Annotated in this window: 11 protein-coding genes; 3 read left to right on the top strand and 8 right to left on the bottom strand. The window is 36.9% G+C overall.

What is annotated here, in order from left to right:
* The first annotated feature begins 816 nt into the window (after nt 1–816).
* Nucleotides 817–1,497: a response regulator transcription factor gene (locus FNZ60_RS05450; RefSeq protein WP_142416656.1), complete on the top strand. Its 681-nt coding sequence runs from the start codon at nt 817–819 to the stop codon at nt 1,495–1,497.
* Nucleotides 1,498–3,425: 1,928 nt separating this feature from the next.
* Here FNZ60_RS05450 and FNZ60_RS05445 read toward each other — a convergent pair.
* From FNZ60_RS05445 to argH, 5 genes are all read right to left on the bottom strand, one after another.
* Nucleotides 3,426–4,166: a class I SAM-dependent methyltransferase gene (locus tag FNZ60_RS05445; protein ID WP_142416655.1), complete on the bottom strand. Its 741-nt coding sequence runs from the start codon at nt 4,164–4,166 to the stop codon at nt 3,426–3,428.
* A 255-nt stretch (nt 4,167–4,421) separates the two neighbouring features.
* Nucleotides 4,422–6,857 carry a TIGR02302 family protein gene (locus FNZ60_RS05440; protein WP_142416654.1) on the bottom strand — a complete coding sequence of 812 codons (2,436 nt, stop codon included), beginning with the start codon at nt 6,855–6,857 and terminating at the stop codon, nt 4,422–4,424.
* Between the two features lie 116 nt (nt 6,858–6,973).
* Complete coding sequence (lysA, locus tag FNZ60_RS05435) at nt 6,974–8,248, bottom strand: diaminopimelate decarboxylase (protein WP_142416653.1); 1,275 nt, start codon at nt 8,246–8,248, stop codon at nt 6,974–6,976.
* A 9-nt stretch (nt 8,249–8,257) separates the two neighbouring features.
* Nucleotides 8,258–8,440, bottom strand: a complete 183-nt coding sequence (locus tag FNZ60_RS05430) for a lipoprotein (RefSeq protein ID WP_142416652.1) — start codon at nt 8,438–8,440, stop codon at nt 8,258–8,260.
* A 51-nt stretch (nt 8,441–8,491) separates the two neighbouring features.
* Nucleotides 8,492–9,892 carry an argininosuccinate lyase gene (gene argH, locus FNZ60_RS05425; protein ID WP_142416651.1) on the bottom strand — a complete coding sequence of 467 codons (1,401 nt, stop codon included), beginning with the start codon at nt 9,890–9,892 and terminating at the stop codon, nt 8,492–8,494.
* 35 nt (nt 9,893–9,927) lie between these two features.
* On the opposite strand from argH, the gene FNZ60_RS05420 reads away from it, so the two are divergent.
* Nucleotides 9,928–10,626 (top strand): TlpA family protein disulfide reductase, encoded by a 699-nt coding sequence (locus FNZ60_RS05420; protein ID WP_142416650.1) that lies wholly within the window; start codon nt 9,928–9,930, stop codon nt 10,624–10,626.
* Nucleotides 10,627–10,633: 7 nt separating this feature from the next.
* Here FNZ60_RS05420 and FNZ60_RS05415 read toward each other — a convergent pair whose 3' ends face one another.
* From FNZ60_RS05415 to FNZ60_RS05405, 3 genes are all read right to left on the bottom strand, one after another.
* Nucleotides 10,634–11,110, bottom strand: coding sequence for a YaiI/YqxD family protein (locus FNZ60_RS05415; protein WP_142416649.1), 477 nt, complete (start codon nt 11,108–11,110; stop codon nt 10,634–10,636).
* A gap of 37 nt (nt 11,111–11,147) precedes the next feature.
* Nucleotides 11,148–11,996, bottom strand: a complete 849-nt coding sequence (locus FNZ60_RS05410) for a YihY/virulence factor BrkB family protein (RefSeq protein WP_142416648.1) — start codon at nt 11,994–11,996, stop codon at nt 11,148–11,150.
* An 801-nt stretch (nt 11,997–12,797) separates the two neighbouring features.
* Nucleotides 12,798–13,730 (bottom strand): prephenate/arogenate dehydrogenase family protein, encoded by a 933-nt coding sequence (locus tag FNZ60_RS05405; protein ID WP_142416647.1) that lies wholly within the window; start codon nt 13,728–13,730, stop codon nt 12,798–12,800.
* A 1,267-nt stretch (nt 13,731–14,997) separates the two neighbouring features.
* On the opposite strand from FNZ60_RS05405, the gene FNZ60_RS05400 reads away from it, so the two are divergent.
* Entirely contained in the window at nt 14,998–15,201 is a 204-nt protein-coding gene (locus FNZ60_RS05400) for a DUF4102 domain-containing protein (RefSeq protein WP_246054719.1), read from the top strand.
* The last annotated feature ends 189 nt before the right edge of the window (nt 15,202–15,390 follow it).

Raw genomic sequence — 15,390 nt, 5'->3', positions numbered from 1 at the left:
TCTCTTAAACCATGTATCTGTGCTAGGTATTGCACAGTTCGCTTCATGCTTAAAAACGCATCATATTGATTTATATCACATTGGTTTATAAAAAATATTCATTGTTTTGTATATTGGATTAGAACTTCTGGTGCCATAGGATTTCTCTCATTTCAAACCTCTTGTTGAGGTAATCAAAATCATGTCTTTTACACGTTAAAAACAAAAAAGCCTGCGTAGATAAAAAACATGAAAGAAAGAGTATACCTCTTATAAATTATCTTAAATACCAAGGATATAGCAACATTTTAGAGCAAGCCCCAATATATGATGGTGCCGACGTGTTGCTCTATAAGCGTAAAGATGGTGGTGCTTAATTGTAAAGATAACATATTGATTTATAATGATAATATAGCGTTATTTAACTTGAATGAGAACCCCGAATAACGTAAGGTTCACTCGTTTCAAATCTGTTTATCGTCAATCAATCAAAATCACTTTCTTGCACGTCACAAGCAGGGTTGGTGTGTGGGTAAAAACTATAGAAGAAAGAACTAAAAATGGCTTTTCATGAACCGTCTTAAATACCAAAGTCTGTCGCAATATTGGAAGCTGGAAAAAACACACCCAAAAGTATAAAAAATGCTTTTAATCTATAAATATTCTATAAATGAAAAATATATATTCTTTTTGGTAAGCACCATAGAAATGATAAAAGTTCATTTTTTAGAGATTTTTTTTAACTTTCCTCTTTTAATTGTTCTTGCATGACAACTCATTTTTCATAAAATTACTCTTTACCAATCAGTGTGCATCAGCATGCCTATAAGGGAAAACATGAACAACTATACTCTTTTAATCGTTGAAGATGATGATCTACGCCCCATTTTGGTAGAACAATTGCAAATGCATCAAGAATTTGAAGTTTTCCAAGCCAAAACAGCTGAAAGGGGAATGCAAATAATTCAAGAAGAAAATATTGATCTCGCCATTTTGGGGCTTGAGCTTCCTGATCTTGATGGTCGCCAAGCCGTTCAACAATTACGCACCCAAGAATTTCGTGCCCCCATTATCATGATAACCAATAATGATACAGACTGCGATACCATTTTAGGTCTTGAAACAGGCGCCAATGATTATGTGACAAAACCCTTTCGCTTTGCAGTGTTATTAGCACGAATTCGAGCACAATTGCGCCAATATGAACAAAATGAAGATACAACCTTTCATATTGGTCCCTATACTTTTAAACTAAGAAAAAAACTCCTTCTTGATCAAAACAGTAATAAAATCCGTCTCACAGAAAAAGAAGCTGCTATTCTCGAATGCCTTTATTATGCCAATGATAAAATTGTCAGCCGTGAAACATTATTAGAACAAGTTTGGGGGTATAATGAAAACATTATCACCCATACTTTAGAAACCCATATCTATCGTTTACGACAAAAAATCGAAAAAGATCCCTCTAACGCACAGATTCTTATGACAGATCAAAATGGTTATCGTTTAAACCTCTAATTCGATATTGAGTGTCTTTAAAAGTAAGAATATTCTCAATTTTTCTTTACATTAAAATACCAACGAGATGAAAAAAATACGCACATACAATTTAAATAATGCTATAGAATTACTTATAATATATTTATATTTATGATTATTTTAAATTGAATGAGAGCCTCTCAATATCGTGATATTCTTTCATTTCAACTCTCTTATAATGGAATCAATCAAAGCGACTTTTTTACGCATTACAAATAGAGTGCGCGTAGAGAGAACAAATGATTAAAGAAAAAATAAAAATTTCTCTCACGAATACTTTTAAGCGCCATAAGCGATCGTGATATTGACAATGAATAAATATGCTGCTGCAGACTTATCCCTCCATAAACATGAAAATGGGTGGGTTCTATAGCTTGATAAACTTTACTAAAACTTTCACATTATACCATTCATGAGTTATCATAATGAAATATATTTAGGTACCTTAAATGATTTTTGCTCTCAAGACCCTTATGATAAAATACACGAACCCTCTGCTATGAATAACGGAAACACTCCAGCGAAAAAAAACAACCGAATAACTAAAATACTTTAAAGCTTCACAAGATACTTCAAAATAGCAACTTTGAATCCGCATTATTAGTGCTCTTCAAGTTATTCACTGAAAACAAAATCAGTACCATCATACCATCACGAACTTTCAATATTACAATCGCCTTCAGAACTCGCGGAGTTACATGAGAGATATCTTTATTCTTTTCTTCAATAGCTTTATCCATACACCAAATTCAACTTGTGAAGTTGTAAGGAATAATTTTTCTTGATTCAAGATATAGATTTAAAAGAAAAAAATCTTACAATTTTCGAGGCTCTCATTCAATTTGAATGACACTAATTTATCCTTATAAATCAATATCTTGAGCAGACAAAAACCATAAATATTTTACATATTCTTTACCATAATCATCCTCGATAGCCTATTGATATTCATAATTATTTTTTAATATACCGCTTCCCTATGACTTTATCACACATTTACGAGCCTAAATTGAGAGATATTTTTCCTCTATTCCCTTACTTGTCTCCTCTTAAGAGATCGTATAATTAAATGATATAATGCTCAGTGTTATCCTAACTATAAAGCCATTGAACACAACCATCTTTACGCTTATTTTGGCAATACAACCCCTAATAAAAGAGCAAGTGAGCACCATCACACACCTGGAGCTGCTCTAAAATGTCGCGAAGTCCTTACGACCCTTAACAGTTAAAACAATCCATAAGAAGTATGACCTTCCTTTTACAATTTTTACCCACACGGACTCTCCCACTTATGACATACAAACAAATGATTTTGTTTGATTCAATATGAGAAAAATTTTAAATGAAAAAATCTTACGATATTCAGAGACACTTATAACACTAAATAATCATATAAATCAATATATTATATAATAAAAATCCATTAAAAAACATGGCGTATTATTCAAAAATAATCTTCTCATAATTAAAAAATTATTTAAGATTATAAACAAAGCTTTTATCTTGTCCAAAGTGCTTTAAAGTCTCCACACTGTAAAGATAAAGCAGAGATTTTATAAGACCTTTTGATTTATCCTCATAGGACGATAGAAAACCATTGAAAGAATATTCTTTCCTTTAAAGTTTCTGCCAAATTCATTTCACGGTATTTATTCATCATATTATGAAAACTTCATTGGACATGACCATTTTTACACTTAACAAAGAGCCCAACATTTTTCTCACTCAGAATATTACCACGATTCATTAAAGATGACTCAATCTATTGATCCTTGAGATTTTTTGTTCATATGCCAATCCCATTGTATATTGTCTAATGTGCAAACGAACATTTTGTGAATGCAAAAATTTTAAGTAAGAGAATGCTCCCCATATGAGTAATTCTTATGCCAATGGCAAAATGATTAATGATCTTTATAAATTAAAATATTTCTTGTCTGCGGTGATAAAGCAGGAATAAAAATACGCCGCGACTGACGACGCTGTACCAACAAACCTTGATAAACACGTTTTTGTGCCTGACACATTAGAAGCCCACCAAAATAAGGTAAAAGATGGCGTGCAAATGGTTCATAAAAAAATGAAAATACACGTGAAACATAACCTGCAGAGGGCATATAATGGACAATTTCTTGTATGGGCCCACAAACAAAGTTTGTTTTTTCAAACAAACGAGTAATCTGTTGCCGACTATAGGGTTCGCCATAACCAAAAGGTGTGGTCGTATTGCGCGCCCAAAATCCAGAGCGATTAGGAACAATAACGATCAAGTGGCCATTGGGAGTTAAAACACGCCATATTTCATTCAACGTTTCAAATGAATCTTCTGTGTATTCTAATGCATGGACCAATAAAATACAATCAATTGACGCATCAGGAAGCGGTAAATCTTCTTCAAAAACAAGCGCTGTAGCAACTTTATCAGCACAGGGCCAAGATGAAGCACCTTGTGCTGCTGGCATAAAAGCAAAACATTGTTGGGTACGTTCACGCAATGCAGAAAGATAAGGAAGTGCATAGCCCAACCCCATAACGCGCTTATCCATAAGATCGGGCCACCACAAATTCAATTGGTTACACAGCGTCTTTTGCAGACGCAGTCCAAGTGCAGAAGTATAAAAATCTTTCAGTGTGACAATATCCAACTCAACATACCATGTAGAAAAAAACTTTAAATATTACAGGTTTTCATATACTAAACCTATATGGACTTCTGCTCTTTCTCCGCAATAGCGAACATTTTAATCTTTCACCTTTTAAACTTAAATGATCAAAAAAGCTGTAAAATAGGATGATTATTGCATTAAAAGCGCTTTAATCATTTTCTTTGGAGCGTAAACTCCATAAAAGTTTCTCATACACTATTTCTGATATCAATTAAGAAAAAAGCCAATCATTGGTTAATTAAAATGAAGCAATCTTTCAAGATAGTTTTTTTCTGCTTTTGGAATATGCTCCTTACCCAAACGTTTGCGAATTTCATCTAAAATTTGTCGCGTACGCATTTGATCACTTTCTTGCGGAAGTGCCTCACCTTTTTGTCCTTCATCTGTTTTTGAAGAAAGTGGACGTCCTAACGGATCTTTCGGATCAGAATCAGCGTTTTGATCATCTCCTGTTTCTTTGAGTGTTTCACGCATTTTCTTCAAAACACTTTGCGCACCTTTCCGTAAAGATTCCAAAGCATCAGACTGATTTTGTATAGATGCCTGATGATTTTCCTGATCAAGATCATCCTTTGCAGAATTCATTTTTTCTTCTGCTTTTTTCAATGCATCACCCGTTTCAAATCCCTGTTCTGATAATTCTTTTTCTAAAGTTGATAATTCAGACTGCAATTTAGCCTGACGCTTTCTTAAAGATTGTTTTTGTTTTTCTGGTACATTTTCTCCGCGTTTTTGTTCCATCTCCAGCTGATGTGTTTCATTGAGAATTTCTTGCTGACGACGCATTAAATCGCCAAGTTGGTCCAGCTTTTCTTTCATTTGTGCAGATTGGCTTTTTTCTCCCTCATTTTGATTGCCTTTTTGCACACGCAAATGATCAAGCGTCTGTTCAACTTCCGCCAAGAGCTGTTCAGCAGCTAAAGAAGAACCCGTTTTTGCCATTTCCTCAATAAGATCAAGCTTTTCTTGTAATGTACCTTCAGAAAGATGAGGACTTTTTGAGCTTTTTGAGCCTTTAGAATTTTTAGAAACTTGACTATCTGGTGCTTTTTCAGCCAAAGCTTGAATATAATTAGCCATAGCTTGCCGTAAATCTTCCATAAGCCGTTCGATTTCTGCCGCTGGAGCACCATATCGCAGTGCATCTCGTAAAGCGGCTTGTGCTTGTTTTAATTGTTTTTGCGCAGATTCAAGCTGATTGCCTTCAATCCCCACAGCAATCTGCCATAAATAATCCACCACACCGCGCAAATCCTCTTCTGTTTCTGCCAAAGAAAGCCTTGTCCACGCACTTTGTAGAACAAGAAAATGCGTCGCATTTTGCAATCCCTTTTCTGGGCGCACCAACAAAGCAAAAAGCATATCCAATACACGCTCTTTCGCAGAAGCATCAAGAGCAAGTAAACGACGCAACTCACCTACAGCACGCGCAACAGGATTTGAAAAAACACGCTGTGGTAATGTCATAACAAAAGTTTTACTACGCCCTTTCTGCCTCGCACCATCTTCTGCCACCAAAGTAATTTTGACTTGCGATCCCGCCCATGGATGCGCTGAAACATCGTACACGGTCCGCATTTTTCCCTTTCCGCCCCGTGGAAGAAGAAGCGCTATTTCCGGTGCCTTATAAAGAGAAGAAACATTTTTATTCCGAAAAAGAGGCTCTATTTCAACATAAGCCTTTGTCACACCATAATCATCATCCAGCATATACCGCAACTCTAACGACCCAGTTAAAATCCGCCCTGGTTTTTCCAGCCAATCAATTGTCGGAAAAGCATCCTTAATCATCTGCAAATGCCATTGCTGTTTTTTACGACGTGACGAGACAAACAAATCCATTGAATGCTCTACATGGGTTTCAAAACGAACAATTGGATCATTTAAAGCTGTTTGTTCCGTTTTCTGTGAAAAAGAAATTTCCCTCCCATCTTCTGCAAACTTTGCTTTAACTGCAACACCAGCCCCATTGACAACACGCACAACCACATTGCTCCCTTCAGGAATTTCCAGTTGTGTTTTCTCATCTTTTGTCAAATAAATCGGTGCCACACCGGTATAAGCAGGTGGTTTTACCCAAGCATCAATCCGCAATAATTTTTCATCAACAACAGGACGAAAATCAAAGGCATCAGCCAAACGCCCCCCTCGTGAACCAAAAGAAAAACTAAAAGCACACACAAAAAGGAGAACACACAAAGCTCTCAAAGCCAAAGGATCATAAGCCGCGCTATTAAGAGAGATAAATCCAGTTTTTAAATGATATAATTGTTTTGCCATTCGACGTTGATGTTCACGCCAAATAGCAGTACTAAAATCTTCCGCGTTTTCAGAACAGATATGATCTGTCTGAATATTCAAAGGCTGGTGTCTAAGATCATTGATGCGTTCAAGACGGTCATTGACTTCCCGCATTGTGGGAAATCGAAAACGAATAAGAAAAAATAAACTCGCCCCCGCACAAACAAACAGAATGCCAAGTAAGATCAAATGGGACCAATAGCCTAAAATGCCAAAAAGCCCCAACCAGCTAAACGAACAAAAGAGACTAAGAACGAGGAAAAATGGCAACAACCGTACCCATATCCGTTCAAATGAAAGGATTCCCCACATCAAAATGCGCACAAACAAAAGCTTTACTGCAAAGCTCTTGATGTTTTTATTTTTCATAAACAAGCATTTTTCCCCTTTTACCGTGGTGTATTAAGATCATAAAAGCCATACAAGACAATTTCCAGAAAATAAATTGTTTCATCAAAGTTTAGTAGAAATAAGACCAAAAACATTTAAGAATGTTCAATCCAATCCGGAATATGATCACATTCTATCAATTGCACATAATCAAGACGTGGACGAATAACCGCATAACGCGTATCTTGAACGAGAACTTCTGGGATCAAAAGTCGACTATTATAAGTACTCGCCATCACAGCACCATAAGCCCCAGCTTGCGTAATTGCCAAAAGATCCCCAGGTGCCAAAATCGGCAAACAGCGATCTAATGCTAAATAATCACCGGTCTCACAAACGGAACCCACAATATCTGCACGAATAAGGGACGCGTCTTTTTCTGCTTGTTTCACAAGGACGACATTCTGCCAAGCATCATAAAGCGTTGGACGCATCAGATCATTCATCGCCGCATCCACAATAATAAAATTCCGCCCTTGTCCCTTTTTTAAATAGAGAACAGAGGTTACCAATACACCCGCTTGCCCCACAATGCTACGCCCCGGCTCCACAACAATATTAATCCCTAAAGGAGCAATATACTTCCTCACCAACGCGGCATAATCAAAAGGAGAAGGGATAGTATGCGGTTCACACCCATAAGCAATACCAAGTCCACCACCAATATCTATATGCGTTATTGCATAACCATCGCTCCACAATTGGCGCACACACTCTGCAATAAGAAGGAATGCCTCTTCAAACGGCTTTAAATCACAAATTTGACTGCCAATATGCATATCGATACCGCAAACTTGTAATCCAGGTAAAGAGGCGGCTTTTTTATAAGCTTCTCTTGCCAACAACAATGGAATACCAAATTTATTTTCAGATTTTCCTGTTGTAATTTTTTTATGAGTCTTTGCATCAACATCTGGATTAATGCGCAATGAAACACGCGCTGTTTTTGACAGTGCAACAGCACGTTGCGATAATTGTTCAAGTTCTGGCTCTGATTCAACATTAAAACAATAAATATCCTGAGAAAGAGCAAAATCTATCTCTCTCACAGTTTTACCAACACCAGAATAAACAATACGATGCACCGGAATACCAACAGCAAGGGCACGCCGTAATTCACCTTCTGAAACCACATCAGCCCCTGCTCCATTTGCCGCTAAAAGACGTAAAATAGCTTGATTAGAATTAGCTTTAACCGCATAAGCAATCAGACTAGGCATTCCTTGAAATGCCTTTTGATAGTCCTTAAAATGAGTGACCAATGCATTGGCGGAATAACAATAAAAAGGTGTCTCCACCTCTTGCGCAAGAGCAGTAAGCGAACATCCTTCAGCATGAAGCATACCTTGATGGTAAGAGAAAAAATTCATATTTTCCTCCTACTTTATCAAACGATCAAGAATAAAAGGTTTATCATTTTCATTTTTAGCAGCAGATGTTCCCTGCATAGACTTTTCCACGCTTGTAAGAGGAGGCGCCTCTAATGACCCTTTACGCCCACACCCAGCAACATAAAAGCCCAAAAAAAGGACAATCATCAACCCCTTTACTATAATTTTCATCTGTCCTCTTTCCTTAATCTCGGTCTCTTTTTACCTTTAAAATACAATCACTCAAACGCTCATAAGACGCTTTTTCCAATAGGTAATTTGCAAAAGGACCTCTGAAGGTGCTGTTCCCCCAAAGCTTTTGCGACTTTCAACAGATTTTTCAACAGTCAAAACATCAAAAAGTGTCGCATTGATATTAGGACAAATTGCTTGAAGTTCATCTAATGATAAATCCTGAAGGCGACATTGTTTTCTTTCTGCCAATGCTACAGCTTGCCCTGTCATGTGATGTGCTTCACGAAAAGGAATCCCTAATTCACGGACAAGCCAATCAGCAAAATCTGTAGCTGTTGCATACCCAAAATCCGCAGCTTGTTTCATGGCTATTTTATTGACTTCCAAATCAGCAATCATCCCTGTCATTGCTGCTAATGATAATTCCAAACTTAAAGCCGCATCAAACACATATTCTTTATCTTCTTGCATATCCTTTGAATAAGCAAGCGGTAATCCTTTCATCACCGTTAATAATCCCATGAGCGCTCCATTCAATCGACCTGCTTTGGCCCGTACCAACTCTGCCGCATCAGGATTTCTCTTTTGTGGCATAATCGATGAACCCGTTGAAAAGGCATCTGACAAACGAATAAAACGAAACTGTTCACTTGACCAAAGAATGATTTCTTCTGCTAACCGCGAAAGATGCATCGCACAAAGAGCGCCAACACTTAAAAATTCCAATGCAAAATCACGATCAGAAACACTATCAATTGAATTGCGTGTAGGTTGCCGAAACCCAAGTGCTTTTGCTGTCATAAAGCGATCAATTGGAAAACTTGTTCCTGCCAAAGCAGCAGCCCCCAAAGGTGATTCATTCATTCGCTCAATGGCATCACACATCCGCGATAAATCGCGACCAAACATTTCAACATAAGCCATCATATAATGGCCCAATGTGACGGGTTGAGCCAATTGTAAATGCGTAAAACCTGGCATAAAGGTATTGACATGTTGTTCTGCAAGAGCAAGCAATTGCTTTATCAATTCCTTTACAGCTTGTGTTATTTTCTGCAATGCCTCACGCACCCATAACCGCAAATCAACAGCCACTTGATCATTGCGTGAACGTGCCGTATGCAAACGCCCAGCAACCGGACCAATCAACTCATAAAGCCGCACTTCAATATTCATATGAATATCTTCAAGCTTTTGTGAAAAAACAAAGGTACCCTCTTCAATTTCTTGTAAAATAATTTTTAAACCATGAGAAATTTTTTCATAATCAGACTGTAAAATAATCTTTGTTTGCGCTAACATCGCAGCATGAGAGAGCGAACCTTCAATATCTTGCCGATAGAGTTTTTGATCAACATCAATTGACGCGTTAATTTCTTCCATCACAGCAGCAGATCCTGTGATAAACCGCCCCCCCCACATTTGGTTCTTTACCTTCTCATCTGTCATATTTTTAAAAAACACCCATAAAAAGGATAAAAATCATGATTCCTCAAAGTTTGAATAGCTCACAGAAGAAAAACAAAAAGCGGAAAATCTTCATAGTATCTTCTTTTGCTGCTATCATCTTAGTTGGTTTTAGTTTATACGCAATAAAAAGTCATCATGACAAGAGTGCCTCTTCTTTTGCCAACTCACTTTCAAAAGAAAACACGGAAAAAATCCAAAACAAAAAAATGATAGCAATTCAAAAAGCCGCAACCGGCTTTTTTGCTCACATGCGATTTACTGATAAGCCCTTAGATATGAAAAATCTTTCTTTTAAGGATATTCAAGGAAAAGATCATACACTGGCTGATTTTACTGGCAAACCGATACTCATCAATCTATGGGCTATCTGGTGCGTGCCTTGTCGCACCGAAATGCCGGAACTGGCGCAATTAAAACGCGAATTGGGTGGAGAAAACTTCGATGTCATAGCGATTAATATCGATAAAGCCGCTTCCCCTGAAAAAATTCAGCAATTTTTGCAAGATATTCATGCGGATAATTTAGCCTACTTTCGCGATGAAACCATGAATATCTTTAACGATATGAGAAAACAAGGACTTGCTTTAGGACTCCCCATCACATTTCTCATTGATAAAAATGGTTATCTCATTGCTTCTTATAATGGGGCAGCGCCATGGGCTAATGATGATGCTAAAGCACTTATAAAAGCTGTCATGAAAGAAGAACAATAACCTAAATCTAATAACCGCGTCTTTTTAAACGTTGGATTGTCAAATCCAATGCTGACAAAAAAGCAGAACGATCTTTACCACAAAAAGGACGTGGTCCTCCTGTGATATGCCCCTGCTCTCGCAAATTTTCCATCAAATTGCGCATAACTAAGGCTTGACCGATTGAATTGGCATCAAAAATACGCCCCGTTGGTGAAAGACAACACCCCCCAGACCTTACAACCCGTGCAGCTAAAAGGATATCACTGGTTATCACAATACTCGCCTCATGCACATGTTCTACAATCCAATCATCAGCCCTATCAAGCCCATAAGAAACAATAATTCTTTCAATGAGCTCTTCGCAGGGGAGAGAAAGAAAACGGTTTGCCACAATAAATGTTTTAAGCTGATAGCGATTCATCACACGATAAATTTCAGCTTTTACAGGACAAGCATCTGCATCAACCAACAAAGTAATGGCTGGTTTTACTTCTTGCCCCATCTTTTAGCTTTCATACAATCGACAGTTTTTTCATTCATCAAGGAGATTGCCAATAATTGCGATAAAACATGATTGCAGCATTTATTTCACCCCCCAAAATAAAAATTGCACTTAGTATGTAAAGAAAGATAATGGCAACCATAATAGATGCCAACCCCGCATAGGTTGAAATATAATCAAACATCGTTAAATATTGCGCAAAAGCAAGAGAAGCCATAAACCATACAAACATTGTCACCACGATTCCTGGTAAAATATCTATAAATTTCCGCTGCCCTGCTGGAAGCCATTTATGAACAATCAAAAGACTGATAAATAAAACAACCACTGCAATTGTATAACGCCATAAACGAATAATCCCAATATATTCAGTCATAAAAAAAGAATGATTTTGCATAATTTTGATCAACAAAGGTGCTAAAATCAATAAAAAGCTCATCACAACAAGACCAAAAGCTCCAAGGATCACAAAAAACAAACTTTGAAAACGACAAAACAACAAACTCCGTCGGTCGGCCACTCGGTAAGCTTTATTTAAAGCCGTACGCAAAGCCTCTATTCCATTAGAAGCAAAATAAGCCGCTCCAATAACAGAAAGCGTCAACACACCTCCTTTATGAAGAGTTAAAACATGGACAATTTCCTGAGATAAAGGCTCTGCAATAACATCAGGCAATAACTGCACCAATGCTTTAATTTTTTGCGGTGTATAGGTAAAAGCCCCGAGAAAACGAGCAAAAGATGTTCCAAAAATAAAGAAAGGAAAAAATGCTAAAAGCCCCGATAGCGCAACATGACTTGCAAAAGCACTTCCATTATCACGCCAGTAATGACTTATTGCATCACCAAAAATACGATAGCTCCACCAAAAGATATTTTTTAACAAACCTCAATACTTTCTGGTAACATCCTTTTTCAGTTATCTCACACTTTCTAAAAACCATCAAGACTTTAAAAACAAACATTTTTTAATATAAGGGGCAATAATCCATGCGGTCAAGTCTCACGCTATCCCAAAACTGAAAAGAATAAGCCAAAAAATTTTACCAATAAAATATCTTCTGTTTGAAGCGTTTTTTGGCATAAAAAACATAACAAAAGAAGGCAAAAAAATGTAAAGCAAAAATATTCTCATAAATGCTTTTGCACATTGAAAAGCTTAAATTGAAAAAGAATAGACGGAAATGAATTTCTACCTTTACTTGTTTTATATCGTTCTCAAATGAAATTATTTTCCCACGTTAAAAGATAAATCAAACAGATAGCATACTCCAGCCTCAAACTGGCATACAAAAGCTAAAAAAACAAATACACTCAATCATCTTAATATTTATTTCAAATATACCATTGTGTGAAATTTAAATGTTGACGCGCAAGAAACAACAAAAGAACACGTTTTATGAGCAAAACAATATCATAAAACAAACTGAACTGGGAGCATATCCTTATGAACTTCGCTCTCCTTTATACGGTTTTTTTTCACCAAAAAAAACAAACGCCGCTCATGAGGAGGCAAAAACCTTTTGAGAGCCCAGGATAGGGGAGAAAGGTAAGTGCCCCTTATCAGCCTAAAGACTCTTAAACTGTATCTTCATCACAACGAACAGTCAAAAAAACAGATATTACGACCAAAAAGCATGATAAAAATTAAGCAAAATAACAACACAAAATTCAAAAATCTCTTATCTTATGTTCCCTCTTTAGAAACGCTATGCCGCCCAAAATCAGGGGCATCAATTTCCTGCCCTGCATCAATAATATTACGACGCACAGCACGCGTACGAGTAAAAAAATTAAACAGTGTTTCACCGTCCCCTACACAAATTGCTTGTTCTAAAAAAGCAAGTCCTTCACTAAAGCGCCCCAACATCTCTAAAATAGCCTCTTTATTATGCAAACAAATATCCCGCCACATAACGGGATCAGAAGATGCCAAGCGCGTAAAATCACGAAAACCAGAAGCGGAATAAGCAATCACTTCTGAGTTTGTTACTTTTTCTAAATCACTCGCTGTCCCGACGGTATTATACGCAATCAAATGTGGCAAATGCGAAACAATTGCCAACACAAGATCATGATGCTTAGGCTCCATCTTTTCGACACGCGCCCCACAAGTTTCCCAAAACGCTGTCAATCGTGCTACAGCCGCCGCATCACTGTCTGCAAAAGGTGTTAAAATACACCAGCGATTCATAAATAAATCAGCAAAACCAGCATCCGGACCCGAATATTCCGTTCCAGCAATAGGATGCCCTGGAATAAAATGAACTGTTTTTGGCAACAAAGGTGCCATTTCTGTGATAACCAATTCTTTTGTAGAACCAACATCACTCACAATCGCCCCTAGCTTTAAATGATTATGAATGGTTTCTGCGACCTCCGCACTCGCCCCAACAGGAACGGAAATAATAACCAGATCAGCACCTTCAACAGCCTTTGCATTATCCGTTGTATAAAAATCCCCAAGTTCCAATTCGCGCGCTCTTTCCAGTGTTTCTTGACGACGTGTGGCAATAGAAATCTGAGCTGAAAGATTTTTCTTTTTAATCACTCTTGCTAAAGAAGATCCAATCAAGCCAATCCCTATGAGCGCTATTTTTTCAAATTGAATATGGGGCATCTTTCACCTTTAAAGATTCTTTGCAAATGGCAAAAAGACAATTATAAAAACCATAATTTCCTTGTCTGTTTGTTCAAGAGTTATGCACAAAACATTAAAAAACTACAACTAAGGAATAAAGAATAGCGCAGTTTACCCATCACCACCTGTGCAAACGAACAACAGATCACGTTACCTAGAAAACACAAAAAATACATAACGAAAAATTTAATACCAAGCTTTAAAAGTCTCACTTTATTGCTTGCTAGCGTATAATGCATTGATTTATAATAATAATTACATTGTTATATAGTGAAAAAAATTCTTAAATACCGCAAGTTTATTTCATGTTAAGCCTTCTTCTATTTAATTAATCAAAATTATATCTTTTGCCCCTCACAAGAAAAATAGCTCATAAATAATGGGAATATAATTCTCGGCTCGATAATATGAAGCGTGATCCTATAAAAACGTTTTTCGTGTCTTTACCATCAAAAACACAAAAGCCTCACGCTCTATCATGCCAAGAATTATCGCAATATTAAAAGTTCGCAAAATATATATGACGAATGCCGGATTGCACTTGTGTTAAGCATAAAAGCGATAATGCCCAATGAGTTTTATATTTTTGCGCAGAGAACTTCACCGTTATAGTATTCATGCGCACCATCGCGAAATAGATATGACGCATTAAAAAATGTTTTTAAGAAAAAGCATACTGCATAAGTGTCTTCTTTTTAAAGCATTCTGTTTTTCATGAGAAACACTACCCCCTTAAAACTCTATGAGAAAGCTAATATTCACCGCATACTCTCATAAAAAAAATCCCAAATGCTATAAAGTTTTATCTGAGCCTTTATATCACTAACGAACAGTATTTTAGAGCACAACAAGTTAATAGAACCATGTCAAAACTCCTTCTCGAAGAGAAACAATCTCTTCTGAAAGAAAAGCTCTTTTACTTCCTCCCTGCTCTCAAAAGATGAAGATGCACAATCCATGCTCATCCAGCCAATACCCGTCTGCCAAAAGCTCGAATTCGTATCGCACAATTCCCCCTTTTAACCACTCATGCGATTCATTAAACGAACAAGATATTGATTTATAATGATATTTAACTTTTTTACATATTGAATGAGAGTCTTAAATATCGTAAGATTTTCTCATTTAAAATCTGTTTATTTTGAAACAATTAAAACCTCTCCGCTTGCACGTCACAAGCGGGATTAGCGTGTGGATAAAATTTGTATAAGAAAGGAACAAAAATGGCTTTTCATGAACCGTCTCAATGCAAAGTCTGTTGCAACACTCAAAGGCTGGCAAAGTGTATGATGGCGCCGGCTTGCTCCTTCACAAGCGCAAAGATGGTAATGCTCAATGGATTTTATATTATTTCAGGAGGCTTTACCATTATACCATTCATGGACATCGTCGTGAAATGGATGTGACGTACATTTTGAGAGATGTCTCTTTAAAAAAGCTCGTGAATTGACAACTGGATGGCATTCTATTTTTCTAAAGGTTCTATGAAACAAACCTTTCTCTCAATATTCAACACGCACTTTAACAACACTTAACACGTCAAGAAAACGCATATACCTTCTATCACCACATATTCAATGAGAGTATTTTACAGAAATAGTATAAAATTTTAAATGTCTAAAAACCCACCCTCCTAAAA

This window comes from Bartonella massiliensis (assembly GCF_902150025.1).
GTDB lineage: Bacteria > Pseudomonadota > Alphaproteobacteria > Rhizobiales > Rhizobiaceae > Bartonella > Bartonella massiliensis.
The sequence above is the reverse complement of the archived record's forward strand: the minus strand, read 5'-3'. Positions and strand labels throughout refer to the sequence as shown.

What these genes read in the sequence shown, in the direction of transcription:
- FNZ60_RS05415 (WP_142416649.1), bottom strand. Translation starts at nt 11,110, where the DNA reads ATGGGGCAAGAAGTAAAACCAGCCATTACTTTGTTGGTTGATGCAGAT.
- FNZ60_RS05430 (WP_142416652.1), bottom strand. Translation starts at nt 8,440, where the DNA reads ATGAAAATTATAGTAAAGGGGTTGATGATTGTCCTTTTTTTGGGCTTT.
- FNZ60_RS05450 (WP_142416656.1), top strand. Translation starts at nt 817, where the DNA reads ATGAACAACTATACTCTTTTAATCGTTGAAGATGATGATCTACGCCCC.
- lysA (WP_142416653.1), bottom strand. Translation starts at nt 8,248, where the DNA reads ATGAATTTTTTCTCTTACCATCAAGGTATGCTTCATGCTGAAGGATGT.
- FNZ60_RS05440 (WP_142416654.1), bottom strand. Translation starts at nt 6,857, where the DNA reads ATGAAAAATAAAAACATCAAGAGCTTTGCAGTAAAGCTTTTGTTTGTG.
- FNZ60_RS05400 (WP_246054719.1), top strand. Translation starts at nt 14,998, where the DNA reads ATGCAAAGTCTGTTGCAACACTCAAAGGCTGGCAAAGTGTATGATGGC.
- argH (WP_142416651.1), bottom strand. Translation starts at nt 9,892, where the DNA reads ATGACAGATGAGAAGGTAAAGAACCAAATGTGGGGGGGGCGGTTTATC.
- FNZ60_RS05405 (WP_142416647.1), bottom strand. Translation starts at nt 13,730, where the DNA reads ATGCCCCATATTCAATTTGAAAAAATAGCGCTCATAGGGATTGGCTTG.
- FNZ60_RS05420 (WP_142416650.1), top strand. Translation starts at nt 9,928, where the DNA reads ATGATTCCTCAAAGTTTGAATAGCTCACAGAAGAAAAACAAAAAGCGG.